The organism is Dermabacter sp. HMSC08H10 (genome assembly GCF_001807585.1).
GTDB lineage: Bacteria > Actinomycetota > Actinomycetes > Actinomycetales > Dermabacteraceae > Dermabacter > Dermabacter hominis.
The window spans coordinates 24982-51915 of sequence record NZ_KV789416.1; the positions used below are offsets into that span (position 1 = coordinate 24982).

The window sequence follows — 26934 nt, forward strand, 5'->3', positions numbered from 1 at the left end:
GACGGGTGTCGAGACCGGGATGCTCGGGGCATGATTTCTATCCTGAACTCGACAAACAGTGCCGAGCTCAGGCTAGAAATCGAGTCCTCACAGAGTCTTGCCCGTCGGTGAATTTCAGGTTGCACCAGCGGCAACACCGGAGTTCACGGATCGTTCACCGCCGCAACGCGCACGCAGCACGAGGGCCGCGGCGACGAGCACAAGAAGCGTCACGGCGAAGCCCGCTGGTGCCATCCCCGTTGCCGCAAACACGACGTAACCCACGAGCGAGGATCCGGCCGCGACGAGCGCGTAGGGAAGTTGGGTGTTCACGTGCGTACTCACCTTGCAGCCGGCGCCCGTGCTCGACAGGATCGTAGTGTCGGAAATCGGCGAGCAGTGATCGCCGAAAACGCTGCCGGCGATGACCGCGCCGAACGCGGCGATCAGAAGCTCATTGCCTCCGGGGGACGCATTCATGAGCTGGCCCGCGAGCGGCAGCAGAATGCCGAAAGCGCCCCACGAGGAGCCGGTCGCGAACGCCATGAGACCGGCCATCGCAAACAGGATCGGGACGAGCCAGTGGGCCGGGAGGTTCACGTTCGCAACGACGTCGGCGAGGAAGCTGCCCGTGCCGAGATCGCCGATGACGGCGCCGAGCATCCACGCGAGAAGAAGAATCGAAATCGCGGGAAGCATCGACTTCGCGCCCTGGAAAGCGCCACCGAAACGCACGGTTGAGGAGAAGACCGGGTTGGAGAGCGTGTAACGGTACAGGTAGTAGAACGCGACGATGAGGCCGATGATGCCGCCGACGTTGAGGGACAGCGCCACGTTGGCATTGGCCATCGTCGAGAAGAGATCCCACGCGCCGGCCTCGATGCCACCGGTGACGTACATTCCGCCCACGACACCGAGGATCAGCAGAACGAACGGGACGAGCAGCGCGCGCTTCGCTCCCGGTTCGTGACGCGGGAGCTTGTCAGTCGCCTGGCTGGGAGCGTCCTTTTCATCGGCGTGCACGCCGTCGCCGGCGAAGGCCCGCTCCTCTTCCTTACGCATGGGCCCGAAGTCGAGCTGCCAGGCGATCACGAGCCACACAAATACGAGCGCAGCAACCGCGTAAAAGTTCATGAGCGCGGCGCGCACGAAGGCCTCGACCTCGCTCATCTGAAGTGCGGAGGCCGCGAGGATCGGGGCCATGATGCCGATGAGGGAGGCACCCCAGCTCGAGAACGGGATGAGCACGACGACGGGGGCCGCGCCCGAATCGATCAGGTATGCAAGCTTGGCGCGCGAGACGCGTTGCCGATCCGAGATGGGCCGCGCGATCTGCCCCACCGAAAGAGCGTTGAAGTAGTCGTCGATAAAGAACGAAAGGCTCAAAAGGCCCGTGAGAATTTGGGCCCCGCGCCGTGTCTTCACGCGCTTTTCCACCCAGTCCGAAAACGCCGACGTCCCGCCAGCCATGAGGACGAGAGACGTGATGGTGCCGAGTTCGAGCAGGAAGGCGATGATGAGGATCGTGTACCAGTTCAGCCCGCCGTCTTCCCACACGAGTCCGAGGGCGGCCTTACCGACCTCGCCAAGCGAGCCGAGCGGAGAAAAGTCAGCGATCAATATCGCGCCGGCCACGACGCCTGCGAAGAGCGATATGAGCACACGTTTCGTCACGATCACGAGGAGAATCGCGAGGATCGGCGGAACGAGGGTGAGGATCGGGTAGGTCTCTACCACTGGGACCTCCTAGGCGTGTCGCAGACGCAGGAACACCCCCACAGTAAACGCCGTTGTCCCGAGGGGAAAGTGGAAAGGTCCCCGAGGGGATCCATACGTGTTGAAGGATACGAATGCTCACGCGGTCGCGAGCGTCAACACCCCAACGCCCGCGAGGAGAACCGCGAAAAGTGCCGTGAGGCTCGAGGGCCGCGCCTTCGCCGAGAGGGGCCCACCGGCCATCCCCCCGAGCACCGTTCCGGCCGCGAATATGAGTACCGACGGCCAATCGATGTGCGTGGGGGTTCCGATCCTCGCGAGCAGCGCCGCGGCGGACGTCATGATCATGACGAGCAGGCTCGTGCCCGACGCCGCACGCATGGGCATGCCGAGCGCGATCACGAGCATCGGCACGGCAAGGAATCCCCCACCGACGCCGAAAAAGCCCGTGAGGAGCCCCGTGGCGCTCGCGGCGAGCACAAGGGCAAGCCGAGACGGTTGGGATTCGGGTTCCGACGGTTGCCCAGCAAGCGTCGGCCCCCTCTCTTTCACGTTCTCTTCGAGCCTCGTCGTGTAGGAGCGGCGCGCCATGACGATTGCGACGATGAGCAAGAGTGCACCAAAGCTGAGCATCAGGGCTCGCTCGGGCACGAAAAGGGAGAGTCGCGAGGCGAGGGCGGCGCCGACGATGGCAATGGCGCCGAAGGTGAGTCCCTCCCTCCAGCGGACATTGCCCTGCTGTGCGGGGTGGCGGAGCGCGACGATCGCAGTGAGGCCCACGACGACGAGTGAGGCACCGGTCGCGTCGTGGGGCGCCATGCCGAGCACGAACACGAGCACGGGGACAGAAAGGATGCCTCCACCCGCGCCGAGGGCACCGACCACGAGGCCGATGCCCACGCCGATCACCGCCGCGAAGACGACGGCGTTCATCGCGCCACCGCGAGCTGCACGCCTAGATCACACCGAAATCGAGCATCGCGTCGGCAACCTTCACGAAGCCCGCAATGTTGGCGCCGACGACGTAGTCACCGGGGCGGCCGTACTCATCGGCTGTCGCGGCGCACGTGTCGTGGATGTTCACCATGATGTCGGTGAGGCGCTTTTCGGTGTCCTCGAACGTCCACGAGTCCCGCGCGGCATTTTGCTGCATTTCGAGGGCCGAGGTTGCCACGCCGCCCGCATTAGCCGCCTTGCCGGGGCCGAAGGCGATGTCGGCCTCCTGGAAAAGGTCCACGGCTTCGGGGGTCGAGGGCATGTTCGCACCCTCGGACACCGCGATGAGGCCGTTCTTGAGGAGCGTCTTTGCGCTCGCGGCGTCGAGCTCGTTCTGGGTAGCGGAAGGAATGGCGATCTCGCCGGGGACGTCCCACACGTTGCCACCCTCCACGAAGCGCGCTTTGCCGCCGCGACGTTCGGCGTACTCGCGGATGCGGCCGCGCTCGACCTCCTTGATCTGCTTGAGCAGGTCGAGGTCGATGCCCTCCTCGTCGACGACGTAACCGCTCGAGTCGGAAGCCGTGATCGCGGTACCGCCGAGCTGCTGGGCCTTCTCAATGGCATAGAGCGCGACGTTGCCGGAGCCGGACACGAGCACGCGGCGACCTTCGAAGTCGAGGCCTTTCGCCTTGAGCATCTCGTTCGCGAAGATCGCGGCCCCGTAGCCGGTCGCCTCCGTGCGCACGAGCGAGCCACCCCAGTTGAGGCCCTTGCCGGTGAGGGTGCCGGCATCGAAGCGGTTCGCAAGCCGCTTGTACTGGCCAAAGAGGTAGCCGATCTCGCGGCCGCCCACGCCGATGTCGCCCGCGGGGACGTCGGTATCGGGGCCGATGTGGCGGAAAAGTTCGGTCATAAACGACTGGCAAAAGCGCATGATTTCAGCGTCGGACTTGCCGTGCGGATCAAAATCGGAGCCGCCCTTGCCGCCGCCGATTGGCAGGCCCGTGAGGGAGTTCTTAAAGATCTGCTCGAAGCCGAGGAACTTCACGATGCCGAGGTTGACGCTGCGGTGGAAGCGCAATCCCCCTTTGTAGGGGCCAAGCGCCGAGTTGAACTCGATGCGAAAGCCGCGGTTCACCCGCACCTTGCCCTCATCGTCGACCCAGGGGACGCGGAAGATGATCTGGCGTTCCGGCTCGGCGATGCGCTCGAGGATCGCGGCTTCGGCGTATTCGGGGCGCCGAGCGTGGAGCAGTTCGAGCGATTCGAAAACCTCCCTGACCGCCTGGTGGAATTCGCCTTCGCCGGGATTACGGCGTAAAACGGCGTCAAGGGTCGCATCAAGTGAAGTGGCCATCAATCATCCTTTGTCGTGTGTGTATGCAGTCGTCTTCGTACACCTCTGTCGATACTGAGTGGTAAAGGCGCTCTTGAAAACTTACACGCCGCGGCCACCTTTCGGGAAGTCGCGGTCTCAGGATGAGAGACGCGACGCTTTAGCGGGCCGCGAGCTGTTCGATCGCCCAGCGGGGATCATCCGTGGAGATCGACTCGGGGCGGAGCTCGATGGCCCTTGTGAGCTGCTCCTCCGTGTTCACCGTCCACACGTTGATCTTGTAACCACGCGCGTGCGCTTCCTTCGCGGCCTCGGGGGTGAGACCGTCCACACTGCAGCTCAGCCACGTGCAGCCGAGCTCCTCGAGCGTGTCCCACGTCGACTCCTCGACCTCATCCACGAGGAGACCGAGCCCCACGTGCGGGGCAACCTCGTGCACAGCCGCGAGAGCCTCGGGGACGAAGGAAATGACCGTGTCGCGCTCGCCGTGCCCCGGGCGTTTATCGTGGATGAGCTGCGCCGAAGCCGTCGCGGCCGACGCGACCTTGACCTCGACATAAAGCTCGAGGTCGTCCATCGCGAGAAGCTCCGTGAGAAGCGGAACGCCGTGGCCACCCTGGAGTGACACCTGTGCAAGTTCGGCGTTCGTGAGGTCCTTAATAGCGCCTTTTGCGGGAATAGAAGCTGGATCGGCCATGCGGTCGATCGTCTCGTCGTGCATGATGATCGGCGTGCCGTCGGCGCTCAGGTGCACGTCGCATTCGACGACGCCAGCGCCGTCCGTCTTTGCCTGGCGGAAGCCCGCGAGCGTGTTCTCGGTCGTCACGAGCGCTGCTCCGCGGTGGCCAACGATCACGGGTCGGTAGCCCTCGACCCCCGCGACCTCGACGCCTTCGGCATGCGATGCTTGCGGCGGGCGCACGGCGGGCGCTTCCGTGACGGCCGCGGGGGCGCCGGTTCCTGCTCCCTGCGCGGGGACGAAATGGTCGATGCTCGCGAGAACGGTACGGAGGCCGTGGTCGGCATCTTCCGTCATCGCGCGGACCTCCTCGCCCCTGCTGAGCCCGCTCATGACGGTCGGGTCGATGCACTCAACGATGCTCTGCTCGTAGCTCCCCCCCGCGCGCACGACGACGTTGCACGGCAAAAGCGCCCCCATCGACGGATCGGCATTAAGAGCGCGCCTCGCGAGCGCCGGGATGCACGCACCGAGAATCACGTACGGGCCGAGCTCGGCGCCAGCTTCAGCGCCGATCTTGTTGGAGAGGGTGCCCTGCATGTTCAGTTCGTACACCACCCCGAAGCCTTCCTCGGCGAGGGCGTGGCGCACCGCCTCAAGGGCAACATCGAAGGGCGCCGAGACCTGCACTCGGTGCGTGTACTTCACGGGAAACTCCTTTTTCGTGGGGCGTGTTCACGCATGTCGACCGCGCGTGATCGGGCCAGGCTAAGGTGGCAATTCCACGGGCGGTTGACGCGACGGTGGCCTACAGGTGAACGAGCCGCGTTACATTATGGGGCGCAGCGGAACGAGCAGCTTCTCGGTAACTTTCTCGATTCCTGCGCGCGCCTTCCACTTCTCGGGATCCACCTCGAAGCAGTCCTTGAAGTCGGCCTCAAACACTTTCTCGAGAGCCTCGGCGAATGCCGGATCGGCAACCTCGAGGTTGGTTTCGTAGTTAAGCGCGAGCGAAAGCCGGTCAAGGTTGGCGGTTCCGACGGTTGCCCACATCCCGTCGATCGTCGCGATCTTCGAGTGGTTCATCGCGGGCGTGTAGAGGAAGATGCGCACGCCAGCGTCGAGTAGATCCTGGTAGAAGCCCCGCGCGACCCAGTCGACGACGACGTGGTTGGACTGTTCGGGGAGCATGAGGCGCACATCGACCCCGCGCGCGGCAGCGGCACGAAGCGGCTCGAGGAGCTTGCCGTCGGGAACGAAGTACGGGGTCGAGAGCCAGATGTTCTTCTGGGCGCGCTCGATGGCCGCGAGGTACATGCGGCGAATCGGGTAGACGGCCTGGAGCGGGAGGTTGGGGTGGACCTCGACGCGCGTATTCCATGCGTGTGGCGCGATCCAGTCAATACGTTCATCGGCGCGACGATCCTCGTTCCACACGTTGACGAACGCCTGGCGCAGCTCCCACACGGCGGGCCCCACCTCGCGCACGTGGGTGTCGCGCCATTCACTCTCGTAGGCATCGCCGATGTTGAAGCCGCCCACGTACCCCACCTCGTCGTCGACGACGAGGACCTTGGAGTGGAGCAGACCGGTCGAACGGATCGGGGCACGCCAAAACGACCCCGAGATGGGGTACATGCGGTGAACGTTGATGCGCTCATCAAGTTGCTCGAAGAACTGGCGAGGAACCACGAGATTCGCGAAGACGTCCCAAATGAGGAACACATCGACTCCGCGCGCAGCCGCGTTGTTCACGGCGTCCATGAAGCGCTGGCCTACGCGGTCTCCCTTCCAGATGAAGGTCGCGAGCATAACCGTGTGCTCGGCATTGTCGATCGACTCGATCATCGAATCGTAAAGTTCCTCGCCGCTCGTGAAGATCCTGATGTCGGACTTCTCGACGCTCGAATCGAACGTCCCGGGCTTGGGCGCACGGCGCTTCTTGCGCCCGCGTTTCGTGTAGGCGTCCATGGCGAGAAGGGTGCCCACGGCGACTGCTTGAGATGCGGCAATACCGGCAGTCGTCGCGAGTGCGGCCCGCCTGGCGACGCGCTTGCTGCGCTCAATAACGCTCAGCTGTGCGGTGGTTTCACTCATGCCTCAATTCTCGCAACTCTTCCTGAAGCTTGCGTTCTCATCCGCGTGGCGGGCAACCGCGGCGGCCACGACGAGATCCTGCCAGCTCATACCCACGGTCGTCACGACCGTGGGGGTATCCGGAACGTTCACCTCACCTGCCGCCATAGTCGCCTCTTCGCCAAGGAGCGCCTTCATGCTCACGAGGGCGCTGTCGGCAAGGAACCCGTCGGCGATCGCGCGCACGACGTCCCCGTTCTCGCGCAAGGCGACCGCCTGATCCTCGACGATCACGCGGGCACGTCCCATCGTCTCGGCGGGGACCTCGCGGGTCTGCGGCGTATGCGCGCCGACGGCGAGGACGGCCGCGTGCGCCTGCACCCACGCGTCGTCAAACACCGCCTCCTTTGCCGCGCTCGCACACACGATCACGTCGGCGGCCTCGACGGCAGCGCGGCAGGCGTCGGAACCTGCCTTCACCGTTCCAACCTCGCCTGCACTCCCGCCCGCGCCCACCGCGAGCGCGCTTTCACTCACGTTTTCCGGGCTGCGCACGGCGTAGGTGACAGACCCGAGAGCGTCGAAGCCCACGCCCCCGCTGCCGCACTCATCGGCGAGCGCCCGCACGAGCCCCTCCCCCTGAACTCCCGCGCCGAAGGCGACGACGTTCGGCCGGCGCGTGACGTGCGCGGCGATCGCGCGTAATGCCGGGCGTGCCGCGGCGATGGCCACCGCGGGCGTGCGAAGCGCGGTGAGGGCGATCCCGTCGACGAGCGAGCGCGGCGTCAGCGTCTGCGCGTCGCACAGCAGATACGTGCCCTGGATGAACGGGAGAGACTTGTCCGGGTTGTGCGGCGCAAGGGTCAGTATTTTGATGCCGGCATCGTCACCGACCCTTGAGGGCATCGTGAGGAATTCGCCGGTCCCGACACTCGTGAAGGTGCGTTCAGGGTCGCCTGCCGGATCGAAGCCCGAGGCGAGAGCTGCCGTCAGGGCGTCAGCGGCAGCGCGATACCCGAGGGCGAAAACGTGCTCTGCGGTGTAGCTTTTCATGTTCTCACTGTGTCATGCGCGACTTAGCGCGGGCCGAATTGAGCGGTTGAGGCGTAACCTCGACACATGCCCACGTTATTGATAATTCACGGAACTACGCGTCCATCGCGCTCGGGGATCCTCGTGTCGCGCGCACTCGAAAGCCTTGCGAAGGAGACCACGACCTTCGACGTCGAGTTCGCGGATCTCAAGGACATTAACCTGCCGTTCCTCGACGAGCTCGACCACCCTCGATCCGGGAACTACGAGCGCCCGCACACGCGTGCGTGGGCAGCCATCGTCGCGCGAGCTGACGCAATAGTCTGGGCAACACCGCAGTACAACGGCTCTTTCTCGGCGCCGCTCAAGAACGCGATCGACTACCTCTCCGCGGAATGGGAAGGCAAGCCGCTCGGCATCATCGCGTGGGGCTACTCCAACGGCGGGCTCGATGCGGCACGCGCGCTCACCCCCGTCGCCGCATCGCTTCGGATGGATCTCGTGGAGCCGCTGCTCGGTTACACGAGCTACCGCGCCGACGTGAAGAACGGGAGCCTCACCGTGAGCGAGGAATGGAGGCGCAACGCAACAACTCTTCTCAAAGGGCTCGAAGAATGCGCGGCGTAGGATGCACCGCATGCCCACTTCACCCCTTCGCCTCGCCGGCGACTTCGTTGTCCTCGAACCACTCTCACTCGAACATCTCGAGGGACTCAAGGACGCGGTGAACGACGGCGAACTATGGAAACTCTGGTACGCGAACATCGCGAAGCCCGCGGAAATGCGCCAGGACATCGAGAGGCGTCTCGACCTGTGCGCAGCAGGCTCGATGCTCCCCTATACCGTGATCCGCAAAGTCGACGAGGATTCCGGCTACATCGCCGGGATGACGAACGTCATCAACATCGACCGGGCGAACCGGGTCGCCGAGATCGGCGCAACCTGGTACGCGCAGAGCGTGCAGGGCACCGCGGTGAATCCGGAAGCGAAGTTCCTTCTCTTGCGCCACCTCTTTGAGGTCGAAAAGTTCCAGCGCATCGAGCTGCGCACCCACACCTTCAACAGGCACTCACGCGCGGCGATCGAAAAACTCGGCGCCACCTTTGAAGGGGTCATGCGGCGCCACCGAGTTCTCAAAAACGGCACCACACGCGACACGGCGCTGTACTCGATCCTCGACCACGAGTGGCCCACCGTGCGCGCGCACCTCGAATACCGGCTCCAGCGCGCAGCGCAGTAGCCCGCCCGGGAAGAGTGGCCGACGCCTGCCCATCTACCTCCAGGCTTTGCGTGCAGAGGCGCTCACGAGATCCACGAGGATCGAGAGCACGAGCAGTGCGATGACAACGGTCAGCATCGACGAATAGTCGAAGGCCGTGCGTTCGGCTTCGAGCACGCGACCAAGCCCTCCTGCACCGACGACCCCGACCACGACGCTCTCCCGGATCGTCACCTCCCACCGGTAAAGGCTGTAGGCAGAAAAACGCCCTTTGACGAGTGGAATCACCCCATACACAGCCTCGATGAGTCGATGTGCACCCGCATAGCGCAAGGCGAGAGATGGCCGGCGGTCGACCGTTTCGAGGGCTTCTGCATAAAGGCGCCCGAGCACACCCGCGTTGTAAATTCCGAGGGCGAGGGTTCCGGGAAGCGGACCCGGGAAAAGCAAAAAGAGCAAGAGGAGCGCCCATACGGGCGGCGAGGTCACGCGCACGAGCAAAAGGATCGCTCGCGCGAGGAAACCGAGAGCTTCGCGCGCGAGCCGAAGCGGGCCGCGGGTGCCCTCGGGCGTGACGGGCGGCGGAGTCGCAATGAAAGCCATGAAACCCCCGAGAAGTGAGGCCACGGCAATAGCCGCGATCGACATCGTGAGCGTGAGCGCCGAGTCCACGAGAAGTTGCGGGAGAGTCGAGGGAAGCGTGGGCGGAATGGCTTTCTGCACGACCCGAGCTGCGCGTTCGGCGATGCGCGAAAGGTCAAGCTCAAGAATGCTCACGCGCAAGTGAAAGGTCGAAAGAACGGTGAGCGCCGCGATCGCGATCGACGAGCATGCCATAAATCGACGAGATGGATCGCGAAGCTTCCGGCTCCACCATTCGCACGCGAGTCCCACGAGGAGAAGCGCGTACATCACGGTCCACATGCGTTCGAACGCGAGACCCTGGAACGCCGTGGAGAGCTCAAAACCAAGCCCGCCTACGCCGAGCATGCCAAGGATTACCGCAGCGCGCAGCGCACAGTCGAGCCGATAGAAGGCGTAGGCCACGAAGTCCCTCCACACGCGCGGGAGCGTGCCATACGCGAACGCCGCGACTTTACCTGCACCCGCGAGGCGAAGTGCATCCGAGGGGCCCGTGGGGGTTTCGTCGATAATCTCCGCGTAGACCTTCGCGGTGATCGCTCCGAACGGGATGCCAATCGCGAGAACGCCCACGAGTGGGTCTCTTCCGAGCACAAGCAAAAGCACAACCGCCCACACGGTTTCGTGGACTCCACGCGGGAGCGCGAATGCGAGACGCGTCGTGAGCCACCCCCCGCGGGATCGCCACCAGCCTTCGCTCATGAGCACGCCGCCGAAGAAGCCGATCGCGACCGCGAGGAGCGTGCCGAGCACGGAGAACGCGAGTGTCGTCAGTGTCGCCCCGAGGATGCGTGAAATATAGGTGAGGTCCAGGTCCGGAGAAAAAGCCGCAAGCCAGAACCGGGCAAGCGTCGGAACTCCCCCCGGTGCCAGAGCGACGCCCGGCATAACGCTTACGACGGAAACGAGAACAGCCGCGATAGCGGCAATACTCCACCACCGCGCGCTTCGCGCTTTAGTCATGCGTCGATCCTGTAGAGGGCCCGCGTGCGCTCGAGATCCACATCGCCCGCCGGAAGGTCGAACTCGATCTTCCCCGAGCGCAGACCCACGATGCGATCGGCAAAGTCGATCGCAACCTTGGGATCGTGGAGGCTCACAATGAGCGCCGCCCCCGTCTCGTCGACCACCGCGGACAGGATCGACATAACCTCACGAGCACGAGCGGGATCGAGTGCGGCGATAGGCTCATCGGCAAGGATCAGCCCGGGTCGCTGTACGAGGATGCGGGCGAGAGCGACGCGCTGCTGTTCACCGCCCGACAGAAGGCCAGTACGCGCAGAAGCGAGGTGGGCGATACCGAGTGCATCCATGGCATCCTCGGCAACCTCGCGCTCGCGAGGAAAGACGAGTGACGCGAGCGCTCGGAGACTCCCCCACCGGCCCAGGTTGCCCGCGAGAACGTTCTGGAGCACCGAAAGCGGCTCGATGAGGTGAAGCCCCTGGTGCACCGTACCGATGCTGGCTCGCACAGAGCGAAGTTCACGGCCGGAAAGTTCGGCGAGGTTCTTACCGCCGATGCGCACCGTCCCCGCACTCGGGCTCACCGCCCCCGTACACAGTCGAAGAAGGGTGCTTTTGCCCGCGCCGCTCGGACCAATGAGCGCAACCCTTTCGCCTGGGGCAACACTCACACTCCCGGCGAGAGCACGGCGCGTGCCGAAGCGAACCTCGATGTTCTCGAGGCACGCGGCGGCGTCATCGCTGCCGGACATCTCAGCCAAGAAGGTCCAGCTTCTCGGCTGCCTCTTCGATGCGCGCGTAATCTTCCGGCTTCGCGTCGATAATGCTGGCGGCCTTGTACAGTTCGAGAACGGACTTGCCAGCCTCATCCTCGTGCATCGCGAAAAGGACGTCCTTGAGGTTTTGAGCGAACCCGTCGCCGAAGTCCTTCTCCGCCTCCTCGCGAAGAATCCAGTGGTAGTCGTGGAACGTGGGTGATTCGAGGACGGCGATCACTTTGGCCGTGTCGATCGTGCCCTCTTCGAGGCGGCTCTTCCACACCTGCGAGTTCACGGCGCCGCCCTCATAGGTGCCTGCCTGGACAAGCTCGATAGTCTTGTCGTGAGAGCCCGAGAAACCAGGTTCACCAGCGAGGTCGCTCTCCTCGACGCCGGCCTCCGCAAGGAACGACGATGGCATGAGACGGCCCGAAGTCGATGTCTCCGAACCAAAGGTGAAGCGCTTGCCGGCGTACACCGAAAGCCCTGCCACGTCACTGACGGGCTCGATCCCCGAATCGGAATTGGCGATGAAAGTACTCGTGAACGTCGCGTCGATATCGCGCTGGCCGATAATCGTGACGTCCGGGCTCTGCTTCCGCGCCTGCACGCCCGTGAGACCGCCGTAAAACACGAGATCCAGGTCGCCAGTGCCGAGCTGTGCTACCGAGGCCGAATAGTCGGGGACGGCAACGTATTCGACATCCCGTTCGAGTTTTGTGGCGAGGTATTGAGCAAACGCTTCTTCGCGCTCGGTGAGCACGTCAGGATCCTGATCCGGAATCGCGCTGACGCGAAGAGGCCGCGCCGAATTCTCCGAGGATCCGCACGCGGCAATCAGTGACAGTGCAGGCAACACTGCGGCAGCCTGGATAATTTTTCGACGCGCAACCACGTGAACACTCCATCTCTTTCTAAGGACATAGATTTCACGTCATCTTATGCGACATCCACCAGCGCTCCACAAAGAGGCCGACGATGACGACGACAATGCCGACGCCCGCACCAATCGATGTTTCGACGATGCGGGGAACGAGCATCTCGTAATGCCTCGCGGGGTTCGCAAGATGCACCATGAGCAAGGCGAGCGGCGTGACGAATACGAGCCCAAATGAATAATTGCGCGTCACGAACATCTCCGCGAGGAACTGCATCGCGACGATCCACACGACTGTCTGCCACGGCTGACTCGGAAACGACATGAGGAACGCCGCGATGGCGACGCCAAGGACGGTCCCCACAACGCGGTGAAGGGCACGGTTGACCTGCCCCACGCGGCGGGTTTCTGAAAGAGGAGCCACGGCCGCCACTTGCGCCCAATATGGCGAAGGAATCATGAGCGCCGTTGAGATCGACCCCGCAATCAATGCCGCGCTCGCGAAGCGGCCCGCATCCTGTGCGTAATCGGCAACGCTCACGCGCTCCGGCACCGGCACCGGGCGGCCCGTGTTGGCCTCGCCGAGCACGTGAAAGAGCACGCTGAACGCTAAGGAAATCAGCACGCTTCCGCCGCCGAATACAAGCGGTATCCACAGCGGGAACACGTGCGGGCTCGTCGCGATAGCCGTCGCCGCAAAAACGAAGAAGAGCACGCCCCGCGGCCTCAGCGAAAAGCGAGGCACGAGGCCCGACGTCAGGGCCGCCACCATCGTGCCGACGATGACGACGATCCAGGCCCCAGGAAACGTCGGAACCAGCATCTCCGCGTGGCGCGCAGCGGTCGCGAAAACCTCGCACGCTACCAGGGCGCCTCCCGCAATGGCCTGTTGCCGCACGCGCTCGCGCGTGGGAACGAATCGGCCATAAAGCGAGCTGAAGGTGCCAAATGACGCAAAGAGTGAAAGATCAAGGCGTCCCAAGAAAAGGAGAATCACGAGGGGGACCGCAACCGAAAAGGAGATGCGCACCGCGGGGACGAACTCGCCTCGCGCCTCGCCGAGGGTCACAAAGGTCCGGGCGCTCGAGCCGACATGAACCCTCGCCTCGGCGGGAATCGCGTGCAGAAATGTCCGGCGATGACGAGAGACGCGGGGAGAAGGCACGTGCCTCAGGATAAAACCATTCGCGAGGCGCGCGCATCATCGCCCGCATCAACTCACGTTGTGAGGTGTTCGATCAAGATCTTGGCGCCCAGAGCGATGAGGACAAGGCCGCCCGCTACCGCGGCGGGAGTTCGGAATCGGGCCCCGACACGATGACCAATGATGACCGCAACGAACGACAGGGCGAAGGTGACGAGGGCGATGATCGCAGCCGCCTCAACGATGTTGACGGCGAGCATCGCGAAGGACACGCCGATCGCGGCGGCGTCGACGCTCGTGCCGATGCCCAGAAGAAGAAGTGTTTTGAGGTTGATCGCCGCTTGCTCGCCGCTAGCGTCTTCCTCCTCGACCACGAAAGCCTCACGGATCATGTGCGCGCCGATGAGCGCGAGCAGCGCGAAGGCGATCCAGTGGTCGATGGGGGCGAGCACCTGGGAGAACTGGGATGCGAGTGCCCACCCGAGCACGGGCATGAGGCCCTGAAACGCCCCGAACACGACGGCGATGAGGAGCGCCACGCGGTAGGACAACTGGCGCATGTGCACACCCTGCGTGAGAGCGGCGGCGAAGGCATCGGCGGCAAGCCCGACGCCCACGAGCAGGAGTGCGATGATGTCCACGTCTGTCAACACTTTCGCCTCGACATGCGGTGTGTCTAGAGGAAAACGAAAGTGAGGACGTCCAAACAATTTGACGGAGAATAGCGCGCGGGCGATTCTTGACACGGGCCGTAGGGCCCTTCGCCGCCCGCCCACGAGAGGCTCACCCCGCATGAACGCCACGCCCGAACCAACCAGGGTCACCGAGGACTACCTCGCCGTCATCTGGAAGGCGAGCGAGTGGCCCGACGACGGGCACACCCCCGCAACGAGTGCGATCGCCTCCGCACTCGGGGTTTCGCTCTCGACGGTGTCAGCGCAGCTCAAACGCCTCGCGACCGACGGCCTTATCGACTACCACCCCTACGGCGCGATCGCCCTCACCGCCGAGGGCGAGACGATCGCGCGTCAGGTCGTGCGGCGACACCGGATCCTCGAAACCTTCCTCGTCGAGCACCTCGGCCTCGCGTGGGACGAGGTTCACGAGGAGGCAGACAAGCTCGAGCACGCGACAAGCGACCGACTGATTGCGCGCATGGACGACATGCTCGGGCACCCCGCAGTCGACCCCCACGGCGATCCGATCCCGTGCGATATTCACGACGCGCCCGACCCCGGCGTTCCGCTCACGCGCTGCGAGAGGGGCGAGAGCGGAGTTATTTCGCGCGTCTCCGACGAAAACCCGGACATCCTTCGCTACTGCGCGAAGCGCATGCTCGCCCCGGGCACCCGAATCACGATCCTCGAGGAAATGGATTCGACGGGCCTCATGAGCATCGAAGGTGGCGGGCAGCGCATCGAGTTGAGCGCTCAGATCGCGAACGCGATCAGGGCGGTTCCCGAAGCCGCTTAGGCGCGCAACCCGCGCGCTTCGGCTCGCGCTACCAGTCGCGCGACGAGCTTCGCCCTGTTCCTTTCGGAAATCGGGCGCCCGCTGAGGTGGTTATACACCCAAAGCCCAGCACTGAGAACGTGATCCTCAAGTCGCTCTAAGTCGTCGTCGCTCTCGACATCCTCACTCGGGTTGAGAAGCCAGCGTTCATCAATCTCGTCCCATGCCCGCTCATAGTCACGGTGGCTCAGCGCCTGGATATTGAGAAGAATTTCTGCGAGGGGCTCTTCGCGCTCGAGGGCGACTACAAGGGCACGCTCACGTTCGGCCGGCGTGAGGTCTTCGGGGGCCTTCCCGCCGCTCACGCGGGCGAGCTCACGCTCCCACAGTTTCGCGGCGTACTGGTGAAGATCGACGAGGAGATCGTGACGAGAAGGGAAGTGATAGATGAGGCCCGACTTCGACATACCTGTGGCTGCCGCGAGCGAATCGAAGGTGAGGCCGTCAACGCAACCGGTCTCGGTGACGAGGTGGTACGCCACCTTAAGGGCGTACTCTTTCTTGCTGGATCTGGGCACGGGGGTCCTAGGGAGAAAAGGTTCAGCATTGAGGGGATGACAATAAAGTAACAGTGTTCTGCACCGATAAAGGCTAGGAACTACCTAACGCGAGGTATGACACATTTCTTACAAACGTAAGCCAGCGCTCTTTACATCTGTAAATCAGTGCTTTACGTTTGACCCGGTCGAAAAAACTGGCACCTGTAAGAAAGAGCAGAGTCGAGGCCCCATGTCTGTCCTGTATGCCGCACGGCGCGCCCTCAGCCATCACGTCGAGGAGACGCCGATCGATCCGCGCGCTCAAAAATCGCGCGAATCGCTCATCCGCGTCATGGTCGACGCCCTCGACGAAAACCCGCAGCCCCCGAGCGTCTCCGAACTTGTTCGACGCGCCGGCGCGAGCCGCCCCACGTTCTACCAGCACTTCGGGGACATTCCCACGCTCATGCACGCCGCGGCTATGGCTCGCCTCGAAGAGGCCTTCGCGACGCTCCCCCAGCAGGCGTCGGACAACCCCGACCACCCCGAAAACTGGACCCGCTTCGCAGCCGAAAGCTTTACGGCGCTCTTCACGCACCTGAGCGAGAACCGCACGTTTTACCTCGCGGTTCTCGACGGCCCGAGCGGGCGCGCCGCCGAAAGCGAACTCACGCGCTTCCTTGCAGGGCGCATGCTCGGCATCGGCACGCTCCGCGACGCGCTGACCTGTCTCACCGGTCCCCGCGCCGCGCGCTACGCCGAGTTCCTCTCGGCGGGTCTCATTTCGCAAGCCACCAAGGACCTCCGCGACGACCTCCCGGTCTCAGCGATGGTCGAAACGACAACCGACTTCCTCGCGGCCGCGACTGGCCACAAGGCCGCCTAAGGAGAACGTTTTATGTCACAGAACAATCTGAAGGCCATGCGCACGGCCAAGGCCAATTCCATCGCGCGACGCCTCCGCAGTTCCGGAAACAGCCTTTCCATCATTCGCGTCATGATCCTCGTGATCGGCGTTTCGCTCGTTCCGCTCGTGTACGCGGCGCTTCTCACGTGGTCGAACGTCGACCCCATCAACAGGCTCCACCAGGTGCCCGCCGCCGTCGTCAACCTCGACAAGGGCAACACCGATCCCGACCTCGACCTCGGCGACGAGCTGACCGATGAACTCCTCGATTCGACCTCGAACAACAACCTCGACTGGACGGAGATGTCCGAGTCGCGCGCAAACCAGGCACTCGAAGACGGCGAGGTCTACGCGGTCTTGACAATCCCCGAGAACTTCAGCACCAACGTCGCCTCTGTTGGAAACGACGACCCCTCGACGGCCGCGAAAGCCGAACTCTCAATCACGACCAACGACGCGAAAAATATGATCTCGGGCAACCTCGCCCAGAGCATCCTCACGAAGGTCACGGATTCGCTCAACGAAAAGGTGAGCGACGAGTACCTCCACAACATCTACGCGGGCTTCAACGACATGCACGACTCGCTCTCGGATGCCGAAGATGGCGCAGGCCAGCTCGCCGACGGTTCTTCGGAGGCGAAGGACGGCGCCGACAAGCTCGCCGACGGCACCACGAGCGCAAAGGACGGCGCCGGCCAGCTTGCCGACGGGACAGCGACCGCGAAGGATGGCTCGGGCAAACTCGTCGTCGGCCTCGGGGATCTCAAGGACGGCGCGGTCAAGCTCTCGGATGGTGCCTCCACCCTCGCGAACGGCACGACCCAGCTCAAGGATGCGACGGGCCGCGCCGCCTCCGGTGCGGGTGATCTCGCAAACGGCGTGGGTCGACTCGACTCGGCCGCAAACCAGCTCAACGACGGCGCAACGCAGGTCAATGACGGTGCTCTGCGCCTTCGCGACGGCCTCACGGATGCCCAGGACGGCTCGGCGAAGATCGCCGCTGGCCTCAATGAATTGAACTCGAAAACGGCAATCCTGCCGGAAGCGGTCGCGGAACTTAAGAAGGGATCGGCAGCCCTTGCCGACGGTTCCGAGCTCATCGCCGAGCGCCTCGACGATCTCGATGCTCGCGGCCCCGAGATTGTGGAGGACCTCCACGACCTCAAGAACAAGACGCGAGGTGCGCACGACGAGGCCGTGCAGCTCAAGCAGCTCACGACCGAGGATGTCGAGGGCACCGAGGCCTACGCCGAGTCGCTCGCGGACATTCAGGCGCACTGGGACGAAATGAGCCCCGAACAGCAAAAGCAAACGATCGACGGCCTCAAGGACGGCGCGGATCAGATCGCGGAGCGCTCCCGCACGATCAATGCGGGCGTGAGTGATCTCGACCTGAAGATCATCGCGCCGCTCGACCTCGCTGCCCACGCGGTCGATAAGAAGGTCGACGAACTTCCCGCACTGCTCGATCGGGCGGCAGAGAAATCGCGCGAGGTCGCCGATAAGTTCAAGCGGCTCGATGACGGCGTGCGGGAGCTGGATGCGAAATCCACCCAGCTCGTTGACGGCATCAACCAGCTTGCGACCGGCGCGAACTCGCTCAATAGTGGCCTCGGTCAGCTTTCCGACGGTGCGGGAGAGCTGTCGAACGGCACGGGACGCCTCGCGGACGGCACAAGCCAGCTCAAGGACGGCACGGGCACCGCGTATGCGGGCGCCTCGACCCTCGCCGATGGCGCGAAGAAACTCGATGCCGCGAGCGGCAAGCTCAACGACGGCGCGCAGCGCCTCGCGACCGGCACTGGCGATCTGTCGAATGGTGCGTCGAAGCTCAAGGATGGTGCAATCCAGCTTGACGGCGGTCTCGGCAAGCTCAACGACGGCGCGGTCAAGCTCGATGACGGCATCGGTCAGCTCGACGACGGTGCGCACAAACTCGGTGGCGGCCTCGGTGAACTCAAGGACGGCGCGAACGAGCTCCACGACGGCCTTGCCGATGGCGTCGAGCAAGTGCCGAATTACTCCACGTCTGAGAAGGATCATCTCGCGAGCGTTGCCTCTCAGCAAGTAGACCTGTCGAAGCACCGCCTGCACGAGGTTGAAAGCTACGGCTACGGCCTTGGCCCGTACTTCATGACGCTTTCGCTGTGGATCGGCGCGCTCGCGTTCTTCCTGGTGTTCCCGGCCCTGAGCGGTCGCCGCGTGGGCAGCAACATGCCTGCCGCAATGGTCGCCCTTGCGAGCTACCTTCCGGGTGCCTTGGTGAGCGTGCTTCAGTCGGTGCTCATGGTTTCGACCGTGCACTTCCTCGTGGGGATCGACATGATGCGTCTTGGCCAGGCGTTCCTTATTTCGTTCATCGCCTCGCTCACGTTCATGGCTCTCAACCAGGCACTCGTCGCGTGCTTTGGCCCCGTGGGGCGCTTCATGTCGCTCATCTTCACGGTGCTTCAGCTCGCGTCGGCGGGTGCTACGTACCCGATTGAGACGACTCCGAAGTTCTTCCAGATCATCAGCCCGTACTTGCCCTTCACGTCGGTCGTGAACGCACTGAGGGTCGCGATCGCGGGCGGCTCGATCAACTTCGCCCACCTCATTTGGATCATGGTTGCCTATTCGGCGGTCGCCTTCGTGATGCTCTTGTTCGGTATCCGTGCGAAGCGCCGGGTGGAGAAAATCAAGAAGAAGCTTCACGACCGTGTCGAGAACGCGGCTCAGGACGAAGCGTCGACTGGAGAGGGTGCAGAAGGCGCTGAGGAGTCCGACGGTTCTTCGGATACGGAGGATGCTCCGCAGCCCGGTGATGCTGAGGGCGCCGAGGACACGGAGGACACCGAGGAGTCCGCGGTTGCTGAAGAGCAGCAGGACGCTGGCGAGGCGGCCGAATCCGAAACGCCCGAGAGCGGTGAGGGTTCGGCACCCGGGGAGAAGGCCTGACGGGCACCGGGCGCGAGTTATCCACAATCGAGGGTCCGACGACTGCCAAGGCTCACCTGTTTCCGTAGGATCGAGGCATGACGCTTCCCTCCCATCCGTTTCAGGTCAACCTTCACGCGGTCGTCGAGCTTCTGAGCACGCACATCTACTCGAATCCGCGCGTGTTCCTGCGCGAGCTCATTCAGAACGCTCGCGATGCGATCATGACGCGCATCGAGGCGGGCACGCTGACCCTCGATGATGCCCTCATCCAGGTGACGCCCGTGGGCCCCGAATCTGGCGAGCTCGTTGTCACCGATAACGGCGCGGGCATGCACCGCGAGGAAATGGCGGAGCTCCTCTCGACCGTCGGCCAATCGAGCAAGCGGGACATTTTCGACTTGCCTCGCACGGATCGGCTGGGGCAGTTCGGCATCGGGCTGCTGAGCTGCTTCATGGTGAGCGATGAAATCGTGGTCGAGACCCGCCCCGCCTCCGGTGGGGAGGCGAGCCGTTGGGTGGGCCGCAGCGACGGCACGTTCACGCTCGAATCTCTCGAGGGTTCGGCCGGCTCTCACGTTGCAGTCGGCACGAGCGTGCGGCTCACCCCCCGGCCGGATGCTCGCGAGCTCACGTCATACGTTCGCGTGTGGGAGCTCGCGACCACGTTCGCGGAGTTCCTCCCCGTGACGCTCGAGGTCTGCGGGCCGCGTGGAACCGAGCGTTTCGTCAACCGCACCCCGTTTTTTACCCGTCACCTCTCCCCCGGGGTGCTCCCCTCGGCGGCAGATGCTCCCGTGGAGGGCAGCGAAGATGACCTTCACGCTTGGGCCCTCGAGCGGGATCTCGAGCACCTCGCCGAGTACGGAACTGAACTTCTCGGTGCACAACCCCTCGACATAATCGACATTTCCGTTCCCGAAACGGGCACGCGAGGAACCGCTTTCGTTCTTCCGGCCTCCCCCTCTCCAGGCGCGCGGCAGGCCACGCGCGCCTACATGGGCGGGCTTCTCGTCTCCGAAGCCCTCCCCGATCTCCTGCCCGAATGGGCATTTTTCGTGCGAGTCGTTCTCGATTCCACGGGGCTCACCCCCACCGCCTCGCGCGAAGGTTTCGTCAACGATGAGGCGCTCGCGGTCACGAAGCGCGCGATTGCCTCGACCTTGCGGTCCTGGATCCTCTCGCTTGCTGAGAGCGATCCGCGCGGCCTCCAGCGTTTCCTTGCCATTCACGACTTGGCCCTGCGCTCCCTCGCCGTTCACGATGTGGAGCTCGCGCGGATCGTGCTGCCTCATTTCACGTTCGAGACGAACCAGGGGCGCATGCTCGTGAGCGAGATCGTCGAGGCGAACCCGCGTGTGCGCTACGCCGAAACAACGGAGGAATTCCGCCAGCTCGCGGGCGTAGTCCCGAGCGACCAGGTCGTCGTCAATGCCGGCTACGTGTACGAAAAAGACCTCATGCGGATGCTCGGCGAGACTATTGCGTCCGCGAGCGCCGCGCCCATCACCCTTGGCGATGTGATTGCGCAGTTCGGGGCGGTGTTCGGTCCAGACAAAGAGGCCGCCGAACGCGTGCGCGCATTCGCCGAAACCGCGCTGTTTGGGCTCGATTGCGACGTCCAGGTGCGCGCATTTACTCCCGAGGATGTCCCGGCCCTCTACGTCGTTGATCCCGATGTTTTGAGGAGCATGGAGCTGCGCCGCCTTGAGGAATCGACGAGCGGCTTCTGGGGCGACCTCATGCGTGAGGTCACGGCCTCCTCACCGGAAACGGAGCGTGCGCCGGAAGGCCCAGACTCGAGCCTGCCCACCCTTGCCACACTCGTTCTCAACTGGAATAGCCCCCTCGTGAAAATGCTCGCGGGCATCGAGAGCGAGGATCAGGTGGTGGCCTCGCGAACGGTGCGGCTCATCTACGTGCAGGCGATGCTCGCGGGGCACAACCCGCTGCGGCCCGCGGATCGCGCGATCCTCAACGAGTCCCTTTCCGACATGCTCGCGCTTTCCACGAATCTCATGCGGCGCGATCTCTCGATCGAGGATTTTCTCGAACCGGGCGAAGGCACCGAAAGTTAGGCTGGGACCATGCGTGAACTCCAAGCATCGATTATCAACGAGATGGGCGTGAAGCCCCAGATCGACCCTGCGGCAGAGGTCGAGCGCCGCGTCGCTTTCCTGACCGAGTACCTGCGTTCGACCGGCGCGAACGGCTTTGTGCTCGGCATTAGCGGCGGCGTCGATTCGACTCTCGCGGGCCGCCTCGCTCAGCTCGCGGTTCAGAAGGTGCGTGCCGAGGGCGGCGACGCTCATTTCGTCGCGGTGCGCCTTCCACACGGGGTGCAGCACGATGAGGCCGATGCGGCCGCGGCAATGGCGTGGATCGGCGCGGACCGCGAGATGACCATCAACATCAAGGGCGCTGCGGATGCACTTCGCCACGAGTTTGCGTCTGCGGCGGGGCATGAGACAAGCGATTTCAACGCGGGCAACATCAAGGCGCGCCTGCGCATGGTCGCTCAGTACGCGATCGGCGGTGACGAAGGGCTCCTCGTGATCGGCACGGATCACGCCGCCGAGTCCACGGTCGGGTTCTTTACGAAGTTTGGCGACGGTGGCGCGGACATCCTCCCTCTCTACGGGCTCAACAAGCGCCAGATCCGCTCGCTTCTCGAACATCTGGGCGCACCGGATCCGCTCTGGACCAAGGTGCCGACCGCCGACCTGCTCGATGGCAACCCCGGGCGCACGGACGAGGACGAGCTCGGCGTGAGCTACGACGACATCGACGACTACCTCGAAGGCCGAGACATCCCCGCGCCCTCCGCAGAGAACATTGAGCGCCGCTATCTCTCGTCGCGACACAAGCGCACAACGCCCGTGACCATCACCGACACGTGGTGGAAGGGCACCCCGGAGTCGCGATGAGCGAAACAGAGACCGTCGAAAGCCTCGCGCGCCGCTTCGACTCCCCTGCGCCGATGCCGCCGCGGGAGCGGTGGGAGATCGGCAAGCGCGCCGAGCGACTCGCAGAGGAGCGAGGCGATAAGCGAGCCCTCTACGAGATCCGCATGCGGCTCGTAGGTTTCGCCTTCCAGGCAGCCGAGGCCACGGAGCAGCTCACGCTGTTCCTGTGGTGCGCGCACATGCACGATTCCGATCCCTCTCGCTACCCCGTGCGTCCTCTCGAGACTCAGCCGGACGTCGACCTCCTGTGGTGGTACAAGTGGCTCACGGTCATGCTTCTGAGCTACCCCCAGTACTCGCTTTCCCAGGTGCGTTCCGCGCTCGACATGATGCGCGCCGCCTATCAACGCGAAGGAGCCGGGGAAGCCGGAATCCTGTGGGCTGAACTCTCTTTCGCGCTCGAGACGGGCAATGTCGACGAAGCCCGCGAGGTTCTCACTCGCATCAAGGCGTGCCCTCCCGACGAATACTCCAATTGCGACGCGTGCGCGAGGGCGCAGGAAGCCACGATTTTGTGGCAGATCGACGAGCCGGAGGCAGCGCTTCGCCTCGTGGACGAAATCCTCGACCGGGGCTACGAGTGCGCGGAAGAGCCCCAGTCGATCGCCTCGGAGGCGTTGTTCGCGTTCGCGCGCGCCGGGAGGCTTCCCGAGGCCGCGGCACTCGCGGAGTTTTCCTACCCGCTGATCATGTCCTCACCGATGCATCTCAGCCACCAGATCGACCACATGCTGTTCCTTCTCGCGACGGGCAATGTGCGCATGGCGGCGATGCTCTTCGTGCGCCACTTGCCGAACGTACGCCACGAGGGCCTCGCCCCGAGCATGTACCTTGCGGCGCTCAAGCAGCTGATCGTGGTGGCGAGCGAGCTTACGCGCGCCGGGTACGGCGCGATGGCGATCAAGGGCCTCAACGGCGAAGACACAACCGTCGAGGAGTTCATTGAAGCGGCGCGCAGCACGGCGCTTCCCCTTGCCGAAGCGTTCGATAAGCGCGATGGCACGAATGACCGCGCCACCTCGGTCACCGAGGCGGGCCACACTCCGCTCGAGCGCTTCGCGTTCGAGCTCGGCGGCTGAATCGATCCTCGGGAAAGCGGCTCACGTCCCGCAAAAGCTCGTGAAGAATCGAGCGTTGGGCGGTGGCGCCTCGAGGTCCTCGAATCCGTCGCGGCGTGTCCACGGCTCGCGAATCGCGGCAAGGAGGCGCTCGAATTTTCCCCGCTCGCCGCGCTCGACGTCGCGCAGTGCTGCCTCGACGTGGTGGTTGCGGGGAATGTAGATCGGGTTCGTCTCGCGCATGAGCGCCTCCGCGCGCTCGAGGCTCGTTCCCCCGCGCGAGCGAAGCTCCTCGAGTTCAGCTCGCCACGCACTGCCCGCGGCAAACTCTCCGTCGATGCTTTTTCCTTCGGCGAGGGCCCTGAAAAACAGGGTGAAGTCCATGTGCTCGCGCTCGAGGGACTCGAGGGTGTTCGCAACGAACTGCGCCAACGCGGCGTCCGGTTCCGCCTCAATTCCGAGCTTTCGCGCGAACACTCGCGTGAAGGCAGCGCGGTACTCCTCCTCAAACTCCGCTAGTACCGCACTCGCGTCGTCGATCGCGCGCTGCGGATCCGGGTCGATGAGGTCGAGCAGGACTTCGGCGAAGCGCGCGAGGTTCCACTGCGTAATGGCCGGCTGCTGGCCGTAGGCGTAGCGGCCGCCGGTGTCGATCGAGCTGAAGCACGCCCCGGCCTCGTACCGATCGAGGAAGGCACACGGCCCAAAGTCGATCGATTCGCCCGCAACGCTGACGTTGTCGGTATTGAGAACGCCGTGCACGAACCCCACCCCCATCCACTGGGCCACGAGCCGCGCCTGGCGCGCTGCGACGCCGCGAAGGAGAGCAAGGGCAGGCCGCCGGCGAGCGTCGGCACTCTCTTCCCGTCCGGGGTAGTGCCGATCGAGGACGAATCGTACGAGCGTGTCGCGCGTATCCGCCGCGATTGATCCCTGATCGCCCGCGACCCTCGCGAACTGGAAGGTGCCCACGCGAACGTGGCTTGCAGCCGTGCGCACGAGGATCCCCGCAGGTTCCGGCTCGGGTGCGCGGCGCCTGATCCGCTCCCCCGTCTCGAGAATCGCAAGCGCGCGGCTCGTGGGAATGCCGAGGGCGTCAAGCGCCTCCGAGACGAGGTATTCGCGATACATCGCGCTGAGCGGCGCTTTGCCGTCCGATCCAGGACGCGAGAACGGCGTGAGCCCGCTACCCTTAAGGTGCACGTCCACGATCGCATCGCCGCAGGTCAGCTCGCCCATGAGGTGGGCGCGGCCGTCGCCGAGGACGGGCGAGAAGGTGCCAAACTGGTGGCCCGAATACGCCATGGCGTGCGCACTGTGCGCATTCGCAAAGCTGCGCGCGAGGCTCTCGACCGCCTCGATTTCCGCCCCGGAATCGATCCCGAGCTCCCTCCCGAGCGGCGCATTCGCGGCCCCCACGCGCGTATCGGTGGGGATGCTGGGCGCGCACTCGCGCACGAGATCGGGAAACTCGCGCGCGAACTGGGTGGTCAGTGGCGGAAACTGGGAGGGCACACCACCACGCTACAGGGTCCGTTCCGACGCTTGCTCATCTAGCGTCGCACCCACATCCGTGAGCGCTTGACCACTACACTTTCGGTATGCCGCGCTTTTCTCGCGCCGACGTCTATCGGCGCCAATACAAAGCGATCGTCGCCATCTTCGCCGCGTCCTGCGTGCTCGTCTCGATTGGCACGCTCGTGAGCACCATTGCGGCCGGGCAGCCGTCGGACCAACGGGCGGTCCCCGCCGCGCCCGCACCCGTGAAGGCGCGCGTGATGACCATCCCGGACACCCCCGCGGATGCCTCCGCCCTCACAAACCTGCCGCGCGGGGTGGATCTGCGCGAGGGCGAAAGCCTCGGCATCGATGTGTCCTCGCACCAAAAGACGATTGACTGGGGCGATGTCGCCGATGCGGGCGTGAGCTTTGCGTACATCAAGGCGACCGAAGGCACCGGCTATAAAGACCCGCAGTTTGCCGCGAACTGGGAGGGCACCACGAAAAACGGCATCACCCCGGGCGCCTACCACTACTTCACGTTGTGCTCCCCCGGCGCGGATCAGGCGCGCGATTTCTTGAAGGCGGCCCCTCCGGATTCGGGTGCGCTTCCACCCGCCCTCGACCTCGAGTTTGATGGCGCGTGCGACGAACGCCCCGAGGCGCAGCACGCAAACGCGGAGGTCGCCGACTTCGTGAGCATTGTCGAGAAGGCGTGGGGGCGAAAGCTCGTGATCTACTCGAGTGCCGAGTGGCGGCGCCACTACGACCTCCCGCACGCCGAAGGCCGCCCAACCTGGCTCTTTTCCGAGTCGTCGCGACCCAAGGAGGATCGCTGGGCGGTATGGCAGCTGCGTTTTGACGGCACAGTTGACGGAATTTCCACGAAGGTCGATATTGACGTGATTCGACCAGCGCATCTCAAAGGAGAGTAATCGATGACGAGACGAGTAAGCGTCGTCCTCTTTGACGCATTCGAGCTGCTTGACGTGTGCGGGCCGGTTGAGCTTTTGAGCCACGTCGAGGGCATCACGCTCGACTTTGTGGGGCCCGAGGCGGGTCTCATCTCGAGCGCGCAGGGCCTTCGCGTGGAGTGTGCGCGTTCGTTCCGGGAGCTCTCCAAGGAGCCGATCGACATCCTTCTCGTCCCGGGAGGGCCCGGCACGCGCACGCTCGTCGACGATGCGCCGTTTCTCGCGTGGCTTACCGAGGCCGGCACGCGTGCCCGGCTCCTCGCGTCCGTGTGCACGGGCTCGGCGCTCCTCGCTTCGGCTGGGCTGCTCGAAGGCTACCGCGCAACGAGCAATAAAGCCGCGTTCGAGTGGGCGCGCACCTTCGGTCAGGCGGTTGCCTGGCAGAGGGAGGCTCGCTGGGTTGAGGATCGTGATCGCTGGACGTCCTCGGGCGTGGCCGCTGGGATGGACATGACCGCCGCCCTCATCGCCTCCCTGTGCGGCCCCGAGGCACGTGATCGGGCCCTCGCGAAGGCCGAATACACGGCCAACACCGATAGCGATTCGGATCCCTTCGCCGCCGCGCCCCCTCTGCCCTGAGGGCGTGCACAGCCGGGCGGCAGGCCCTCACTGCTCGCGGAGGCGGTGCCAGCGAGAGACCCAGCCCTCGACATCGACGAGAGGCACGAGAAGCGGAGGTTTCTCGCTTGAGGCGGGCCGCAGCGAAGCGTCACGGACCGCCGCGCTGTTTTCGCGGCGCGCCCTAGCGTTGTAGTCCTCGAGGTATTCGCGCACCGCGTCTTGCGATGGGAGCGAGCGAAGAGTATGCGCGAGCATATCGTGTTCCTTGCGCAGCACCACAGCGGCGGGCAGCAGCGCCTCGCGATCGAATTCGCCGGAGGATATGCGCGATTTGATCCACCAGTCGGGATCGTGCACGTCCGGAAGCTCGAGCTGCGCACCCGCGAGGGGAAGGTTGTCAAAAACGCCGGCAGCGGCGGCCCGATCGGCAGCCGTCGGAACGAACCCCGCGCCCTCCCCCACGGCACCGAGCCATGAGTTTGTGCGCGAGCCCGAGGGTGTCTCCTCACTCATGCTGCTCAACCCCTCACCCGAGTACACGCGTGCAGATACGCGAAAGCCCCTCCCTTAGGAGGGGCCCGCATGGGGTGCGCAAGGGGGGACTTGAACCCCCACGCCCGCAAAGGCACACGGACCTGAACCGTGCGCGTCTACCAATTCCGCCACTTGCGCGGGTACTTCGACACCGGGTTTCACGGCAC

General features: G+C 64.5%; 24 protein-coding genes and 1 tRNA gene. 10 read left to right on the forward strand and 15 right to left on the reverse strand.

The features are described 5' to 3' along the window. Positions 1–114: 114 nt before the first annotated feature. The 6 genes from HMPREF3176_RS01335 to HMPREF3176_RS01360 all read right to left on the reverse strand — a co-directional run bounded on the left by HMPREF3176_RS01335 (position 115) and on the right by HMPREF3176_RS01360 (position 7778). Positions 115–1716: a Na+/H+ antiporter NhaC family protein gene (locus HMPREF3176_RS01335; RefSeq protein ID WP_070457615.1), complete on the reverse strand. Its 1602-nt coding sequence runs from the start codon at positions 1714–1716 to the stop codon at positions 115–117. Positions 1717–1833: 117 nt separating this feature from the next. Continuing rightward, entirely contained in the window at positions 1834–2628 is a 795-nt protein-coding gene (locus tag HMPREF3176_RS01340; RefSeq protein WP_070457616.1) for a sulfite exporter TauE/SafE family protein, read from the reverse strand. 22 nt (positions 2629–2650) lie between these two features. Further along, on the reverse strand, positions 2651–3991 hold the full coding sequence (gene gdhA / locus HMPREF3176_RS01345) for an NADP-specific glutamate dehydrogenase (protein WP_210386441.1): 1341 nt from the start codon (positions 3989–3991) through the stop codon (positions 2651–2653). Between the two features lie 139 nt (positions 3992–4130). Beyond that, positions 4131–5357: a glycerophosphodiester phosphodiesterase family protein gene (locus tag HMPREF3176_RS09955; protein WP_083286164.1), complete on the reverse strand. Its 1227-nt coding sequence runs from the start codon at positions 5355–5357 to the stop codon at positions 4131–4133. Positions 5358–5477: 120 nt separating this feature from the next. Beyond that, positions 5478–6746 (reverse strand): phospholipase D-like domain-containing protein, encoded by a 1269-nt coding sequence (locus HMPREF3176_RS01355; protein ID WP_070457619.1) that lies wholly within the window; start codon positions 6744–6746, stop codon positions 5478–5480. Positions 6747–6749: 3 nt separating this feature from the next. Next, complete coding sequence (locus HMPREF3176_RS01360; protein ID WP_070457621.1) at positions 6750–7778, reverse strand: ornithine cyclodeaminase family protein; 1029 nt, start codon at positions 7776–7778, stop codon at positions 6750–6752. 66 nt (positions 7779–7844) lie between these two features. Here HMPREF3176_RS01360 and HMPREF3176_RS01365 point away from each other — a divergent pair, with 66 nt between their 5' ends. Together HMPREF3176_RS01365 and HMPREF3176_RS01370 are read left to right on the forward strand one after the other, a co-directional pair. Then, complete coding sequence (locus HMPREF3176_RS01365) at positions 7845–8384, forward strand: NADPH-dependent FMN reductase (protein ID WP_070457623.1); 540 nt, start codon at positions 7845–7847, stop codon at positions 8382–8384. 10 nt (positions 8385–8394) lie between these two features. Further along, positions 8395–8997 (forward strand): GNAT family N-acetyltransferase, encoded by a 603-nt coding sequence (locus tag HMPREF3176_RS01370; RefSeq protein WP_083286165.1) that lies wholly within the window; start codon positions 8395–8397, stop codon positions 8995–8997. 33 nt (positions 8998–9030) lie between these two features. Here the strand turns inward: HMPREF3176_RS01370 and HMPREF3176_RS01375 are convergent, their stop codons facing one another. The 5 genes from HMPREF3176_RS01375 to HMPREF3176_RS01395 are packed head-to-tail and all read right to left on the reverse strand — an operon-like array spanning position 9031 to position 14001. Continuing rightward, a complete protein-coding gene (locus HMPREF3176_RS01375) occupies positions 9031–10581 on the reverse strand; it encodes a PhnE/PtxC family ABC transporter permease (RefSeq protein ID WP_070457626.1) in 1551 nt (516 codons plus the stop codon). Further along, positions 10578–11333, reverse strand: coding sequence for a phosphonate ABC transporter ATP-binding protein (locus tag HMPREF3176_RS01380; protein WP_070457628.1), 756 nt, complete (start codon positions 11331–11333; stop codon positions 10578–10580). Before HMPREF3176_RS01380 ends, HMPREF3176_RS01375 begins: the two co-directional genes overlap by 4 nt. Position 11334: 1 nt before the next feature. Continuing rightward, entirely contained in the window at positions 11335–12234 is a 900-nt protein-coding gene (locus HMPREF3176_RS01385; protein ID WP_246816522.1) for a putative selenate ABC transporter substrate-binding protein, read from the reverse strand. A gap of 34 nt (positions 12235–12268) precedes the next feature. Then, positions 12269–13381, reverse strand: coding sequence for an FUSC family protein (locus HMPREF3176_RS01390; protein ID WP_141740624.1), 1113 nt, complete (start codon positions 13379–13381; stop codon positions 12269–12271). A 53-nt stretch (positions 13382–13434) separates the two neighbouring features. Next, positions 13435–14001, reverse strand: coding sequence for a manganese efflux pump MntP (locus HMPREF3176_RS01395; protein ID WP_040386395.1), 567 nt, complete (start codon positions 13999–14001; stop codon positions 13435–13437). Positions 14002–14152: 151 nt separating this feature from the next. Between HMPREF3176_RS01395 and HMPREF3176_RS01400 the strand changes: the two genes are divergently transcribed. After that, positions 14153–14833 carry a metal-dependent transcriptional regulator gene (locus HMPREF3176_RS01400; RefSeq protein ID WP_070457630.1) on the forward strand — a complete coding sequence of 227 codons (681 nt, stop codon included), beginning with the start codon at positions 14153–14155 and terminating at the stop codon, positions 14831–14833. Here the strand turns inward: HMPREF3176_RS01400 and HMPREF3176_RS01405 are convergent. Then, the gene (locus HMPREF3176_RS01405) at positions 14830–15390 is read right to left on the reverse strand and encodes a TetR/AcrR family transcriptional regulator (RefSeq protein ID WP_070457632.1); all 561 of its coding nucleotides are present in this window, start codon (positions 15388–15390) and stop codon (positions 14830–14832) included. The genes HMPREF3176_RS01400 and HMPREF3176_RS01405 overlap by 4 nt on opposite strands. Positions 15391–15601: 211 nt before the next feature. Here HMPREF3176_RS01405 and HMPREF3176_RS01410 point away from each other — a divergent pair, with 211 nt between their 5' ends. The 5 genes from HMPREF3176_RS01410 to HMPREF3176_RS01430 all read left to right on the forward strand — a co-directional run bounded on the left by HMPREF3176_RS01410 (position 15602) and on the right by HMPREF3176_RS01430 (position 23219). Next, entirely contained in the window at positions 15602–16237 is a 636-nt protein-coding gene (locus HMPREF3176_RS01410; protein WP_070457634.1) for a TetR/AcrR family transcriptional regulator, read from the forward strand. Between the two features lie 12 nt (positions 16238–16249). Then, positions 16250–19195 carry a YhgE/Pip domain-containing protein gene (locus tag HMPREF3176_RS01415; RefSeq protein ID WP_070457636.1) on the forward strand — a complete coding sequence of 982 codons (2946 nt, stop codon included), beginning with the start codon at positions 16250–16252 and terminating at the stop codon, positions 19193–19195. Between the two features lie 77 nt (positions 19196–19272). After that, on the forward strand, positions 19273–21252 hold the full coding sequence (locus tag HMPREF3176_RS01420) for an HSP90 family protein (protein ID WP_016663496.1): 1980 nt from the start codon (positions 19273–19275) through the stop codon (positions 21250–21252). Positions 21253–21261: 9 nt separating this feature from the next. Further along, positions 21262–22101: an ammonia-dependent NAD(+) synthetase gene (nadE, locus tag HMPREF3176_RS01425; protein WP_016663497.1), complete on the forward strand. Its 840-nt coding sequence runs from the start codon at positions 21262–21264 to the stop codon at positions 22099–22101. Continuing rightward, positions 22098–23219 carry a hypothetical protein gene (locus HMPREF3176_RS01430; RefSeq protein ID WP_016663498.1) on the forward strand — a complete coding sequence of 374 codons (1122 nt, stop codon included), beginning with the start codon at positions 22098–22100 and terminating at the stop codon, positions 23217–23219. The genes nadE and HMPREF3176_RS01430 overlap by 4 nt, the downstream gene beginning before the upstream one ends. Positions 23220–23240: 21 nt before the next feature. Here the strand turns inward: HMPREF3176_RS01430 and HMPREF3176_RS01435 are convergent, their stop codons facing one another. Continuing rightward, the gene (locus HMPREF3176_RS01435) at positions 23241–24713 is read right to left on the reverse strand and encodes a protein adenylyltransferase SelO (protein WP_070457638.1); all 1473 of its coding nucleotides are present in this window, start codon (positions 24711–24713) and stop codon (positions 23241–23243) included. Between the two features lie 86 nt (positions 24714–24799). On the opposite strand from HMPREF3176_RS01435, the gene HMPREF3176_RS01440 reads away from it, so the two are divergent. Both HMPREF3176_RS01440 and HMPREF3176_RS01445 read left to right on the forward strand, forming a co-directional pair. Continuing rightward, a complete protein-coding gene (locus tag HMPREF3176_RS01440; protein ID WP_070457640.1) occupies positions 24800–25633 on the forward strand; it encodes a glycoside hydrolase family 25 protein in 834 nt (277 codons plus the stop codon). A gap of 3 nt (positions 25634–25636) precedes the next feature. Beyond that, complete coding sequence (locus tag HMPREF3176_RS01445; RefSeq protein ID WP_070457641.1) at positions 25637–26251, forward strand: DJ-1/PfpI family protein; 615 nt, start codon at positions 25637–25639, stop codon at positions 26249–26251. Positions 26252–26278: 27 nt separating this feature from the next. On the opposite strand, the gene HMPREF3176_RS01450 is transcribed toward HMPREF3176_RS01445, so the two are convergent. Beyond that, positions 26279–26746 (reverse strand): DnaJ family domain-containing protein, encoded by a 468-nt coding sequence (locus HMPREF3176_RS01450; protein ID WP_141742323.1) that lies wholly within the window; start codon positions 26744–26746, stop codon positions 26279–26281. 75 nt (positions 26747–26821) lie between these two features. Continuing rightward, positions 26822–26905, reverse strand: a tRNA-Leu gene (locus HMPREF3176_RS01455). Between the last annotated feature and the right edge of the window lie 29 nt (positions 26906–26934).

Bases quoted from the DNA above. Each gene is read 5' to 3' on its own strand.
- HMPREF3176_RS01340 (WP_070457616.1), bottom strand. From the start codon at position 2,628: ATGAACGCCGTCGTCTTCGCGGCGGTGATCGGCGTGGGCATCGGCCTC.
- gdhA (WP_210386441.1), bottom strand. From the start codon at position 3,991: ATGGCCACTTCACTTGATGCGACCCTTGACGCCGTTTTACGCCGTAAT.
- HMPREF3176_RS01355 (WP_070457619.1), bottom strand. From the start codon at position 6,746: ATGAGTGAAACCACCGCACAGCTGAGCGTTATTGAGCGCAGCAAGCGC.
- HMPREF3176_RS01360 (WP_070457621.1), bottom strand. From the start codon at position 7,778: ATGAAAAGCTACACCGCAGAGCACGTTTTCGCCCTCGGGTATCGCGCT.
- HMPREF3176_RS01365 (WP_070457623.1), top strand. From the start codon at position 7,845: ATGCCCACGTTATTGATAATTCACGGAACTACGCGTCCATCGCGCTCG.
- HMPREF3176_RS01370 (WP_083286165.1), top strand. From the start codon at position 8,395: ATGCCCACTTCACCCCTTCGCCTCGCCGGCGACTTCGTTGTCCTCGAA.
- HMPREF3176_RS01375 (WP_070457626.1), bottom strand. From the start codon at position 10,581: ATGACTAAAGCGCGAAGCGCGCGGTGGTGGAGTATTGCCGCTATCGCG.
- HMPREF3176_RS01380 (WP_070457628.1), bottom strand. From the start codon at position 11,333: ATGTCCGGCAGCGATGACGCCGCCGCGTGCCTCGAGAACATCGAGGTT.
- HMPREF3176_RS01400 (WP_070457630.1), top strand. From the start codon at position 14,153: ATGAACGCCACGCCCGAACCAACCAGGGTCACCGAGGACTACCTCGCC.
- HMPREF3176_RS01410 (WP_070457634.1), top strand. From the start codon at position 15,602: ATGTCTGTCCTGTATGCCGCACGGCGCGCCCTCAGCCATCACGTCGAG.
- HMPREF3176_RS01415 (WP_070457636.1), top strand. From the start codon at position 16,250: ATGTCACAGAACAATCTGAAGGCCATGCGCACGGCCAAGGCCAATTCC.
- HMPREF3176_RS01420 (WP_016663496.1), top strand. From the start codon at position 19,273: ATGACGCTTCCCTCCCATCCGTTTCAGGTCAACCTTCACGCGGTCGTC.
- nadE (WP_016663497.1), top strand. From the start codon at position 21,262: ATGCGTGAACTCCAAGCATCGATTATCAACGAGATGGGCGTGAAGCCC.
- HMPREF3176_RS01430 (WP_016663498.1), top strand. From the start codon at position 22,098: ATGAGCGAAACAGAGACCGTCGAAAGCCTCGCGCGCCGCTTCGACTCC.
- HMPREF3176_RS01440 (WP_070457640.1), top strand. From the start codon at position 24,800: ATGCCGCGCTTTTCTCGCGCCGACGTCTATCGGCGCCAATACAAAGCG.
- HMPREF3176_RS01445 (WP_070457641.1), top strand. From the start codon at position 25,637: ATGACGAGACGAGTAAGCGTCGTCCTCTTTGACGCATTCGAGCTGCTT.
- HMPREF3176_RS01450 (WP_141742323.1), bottom strand. From the start codon at position 26,746: ATGAGTGAGGAGACACCCTCGGGCTCGCGCACAAACTCATGGCTCGGT.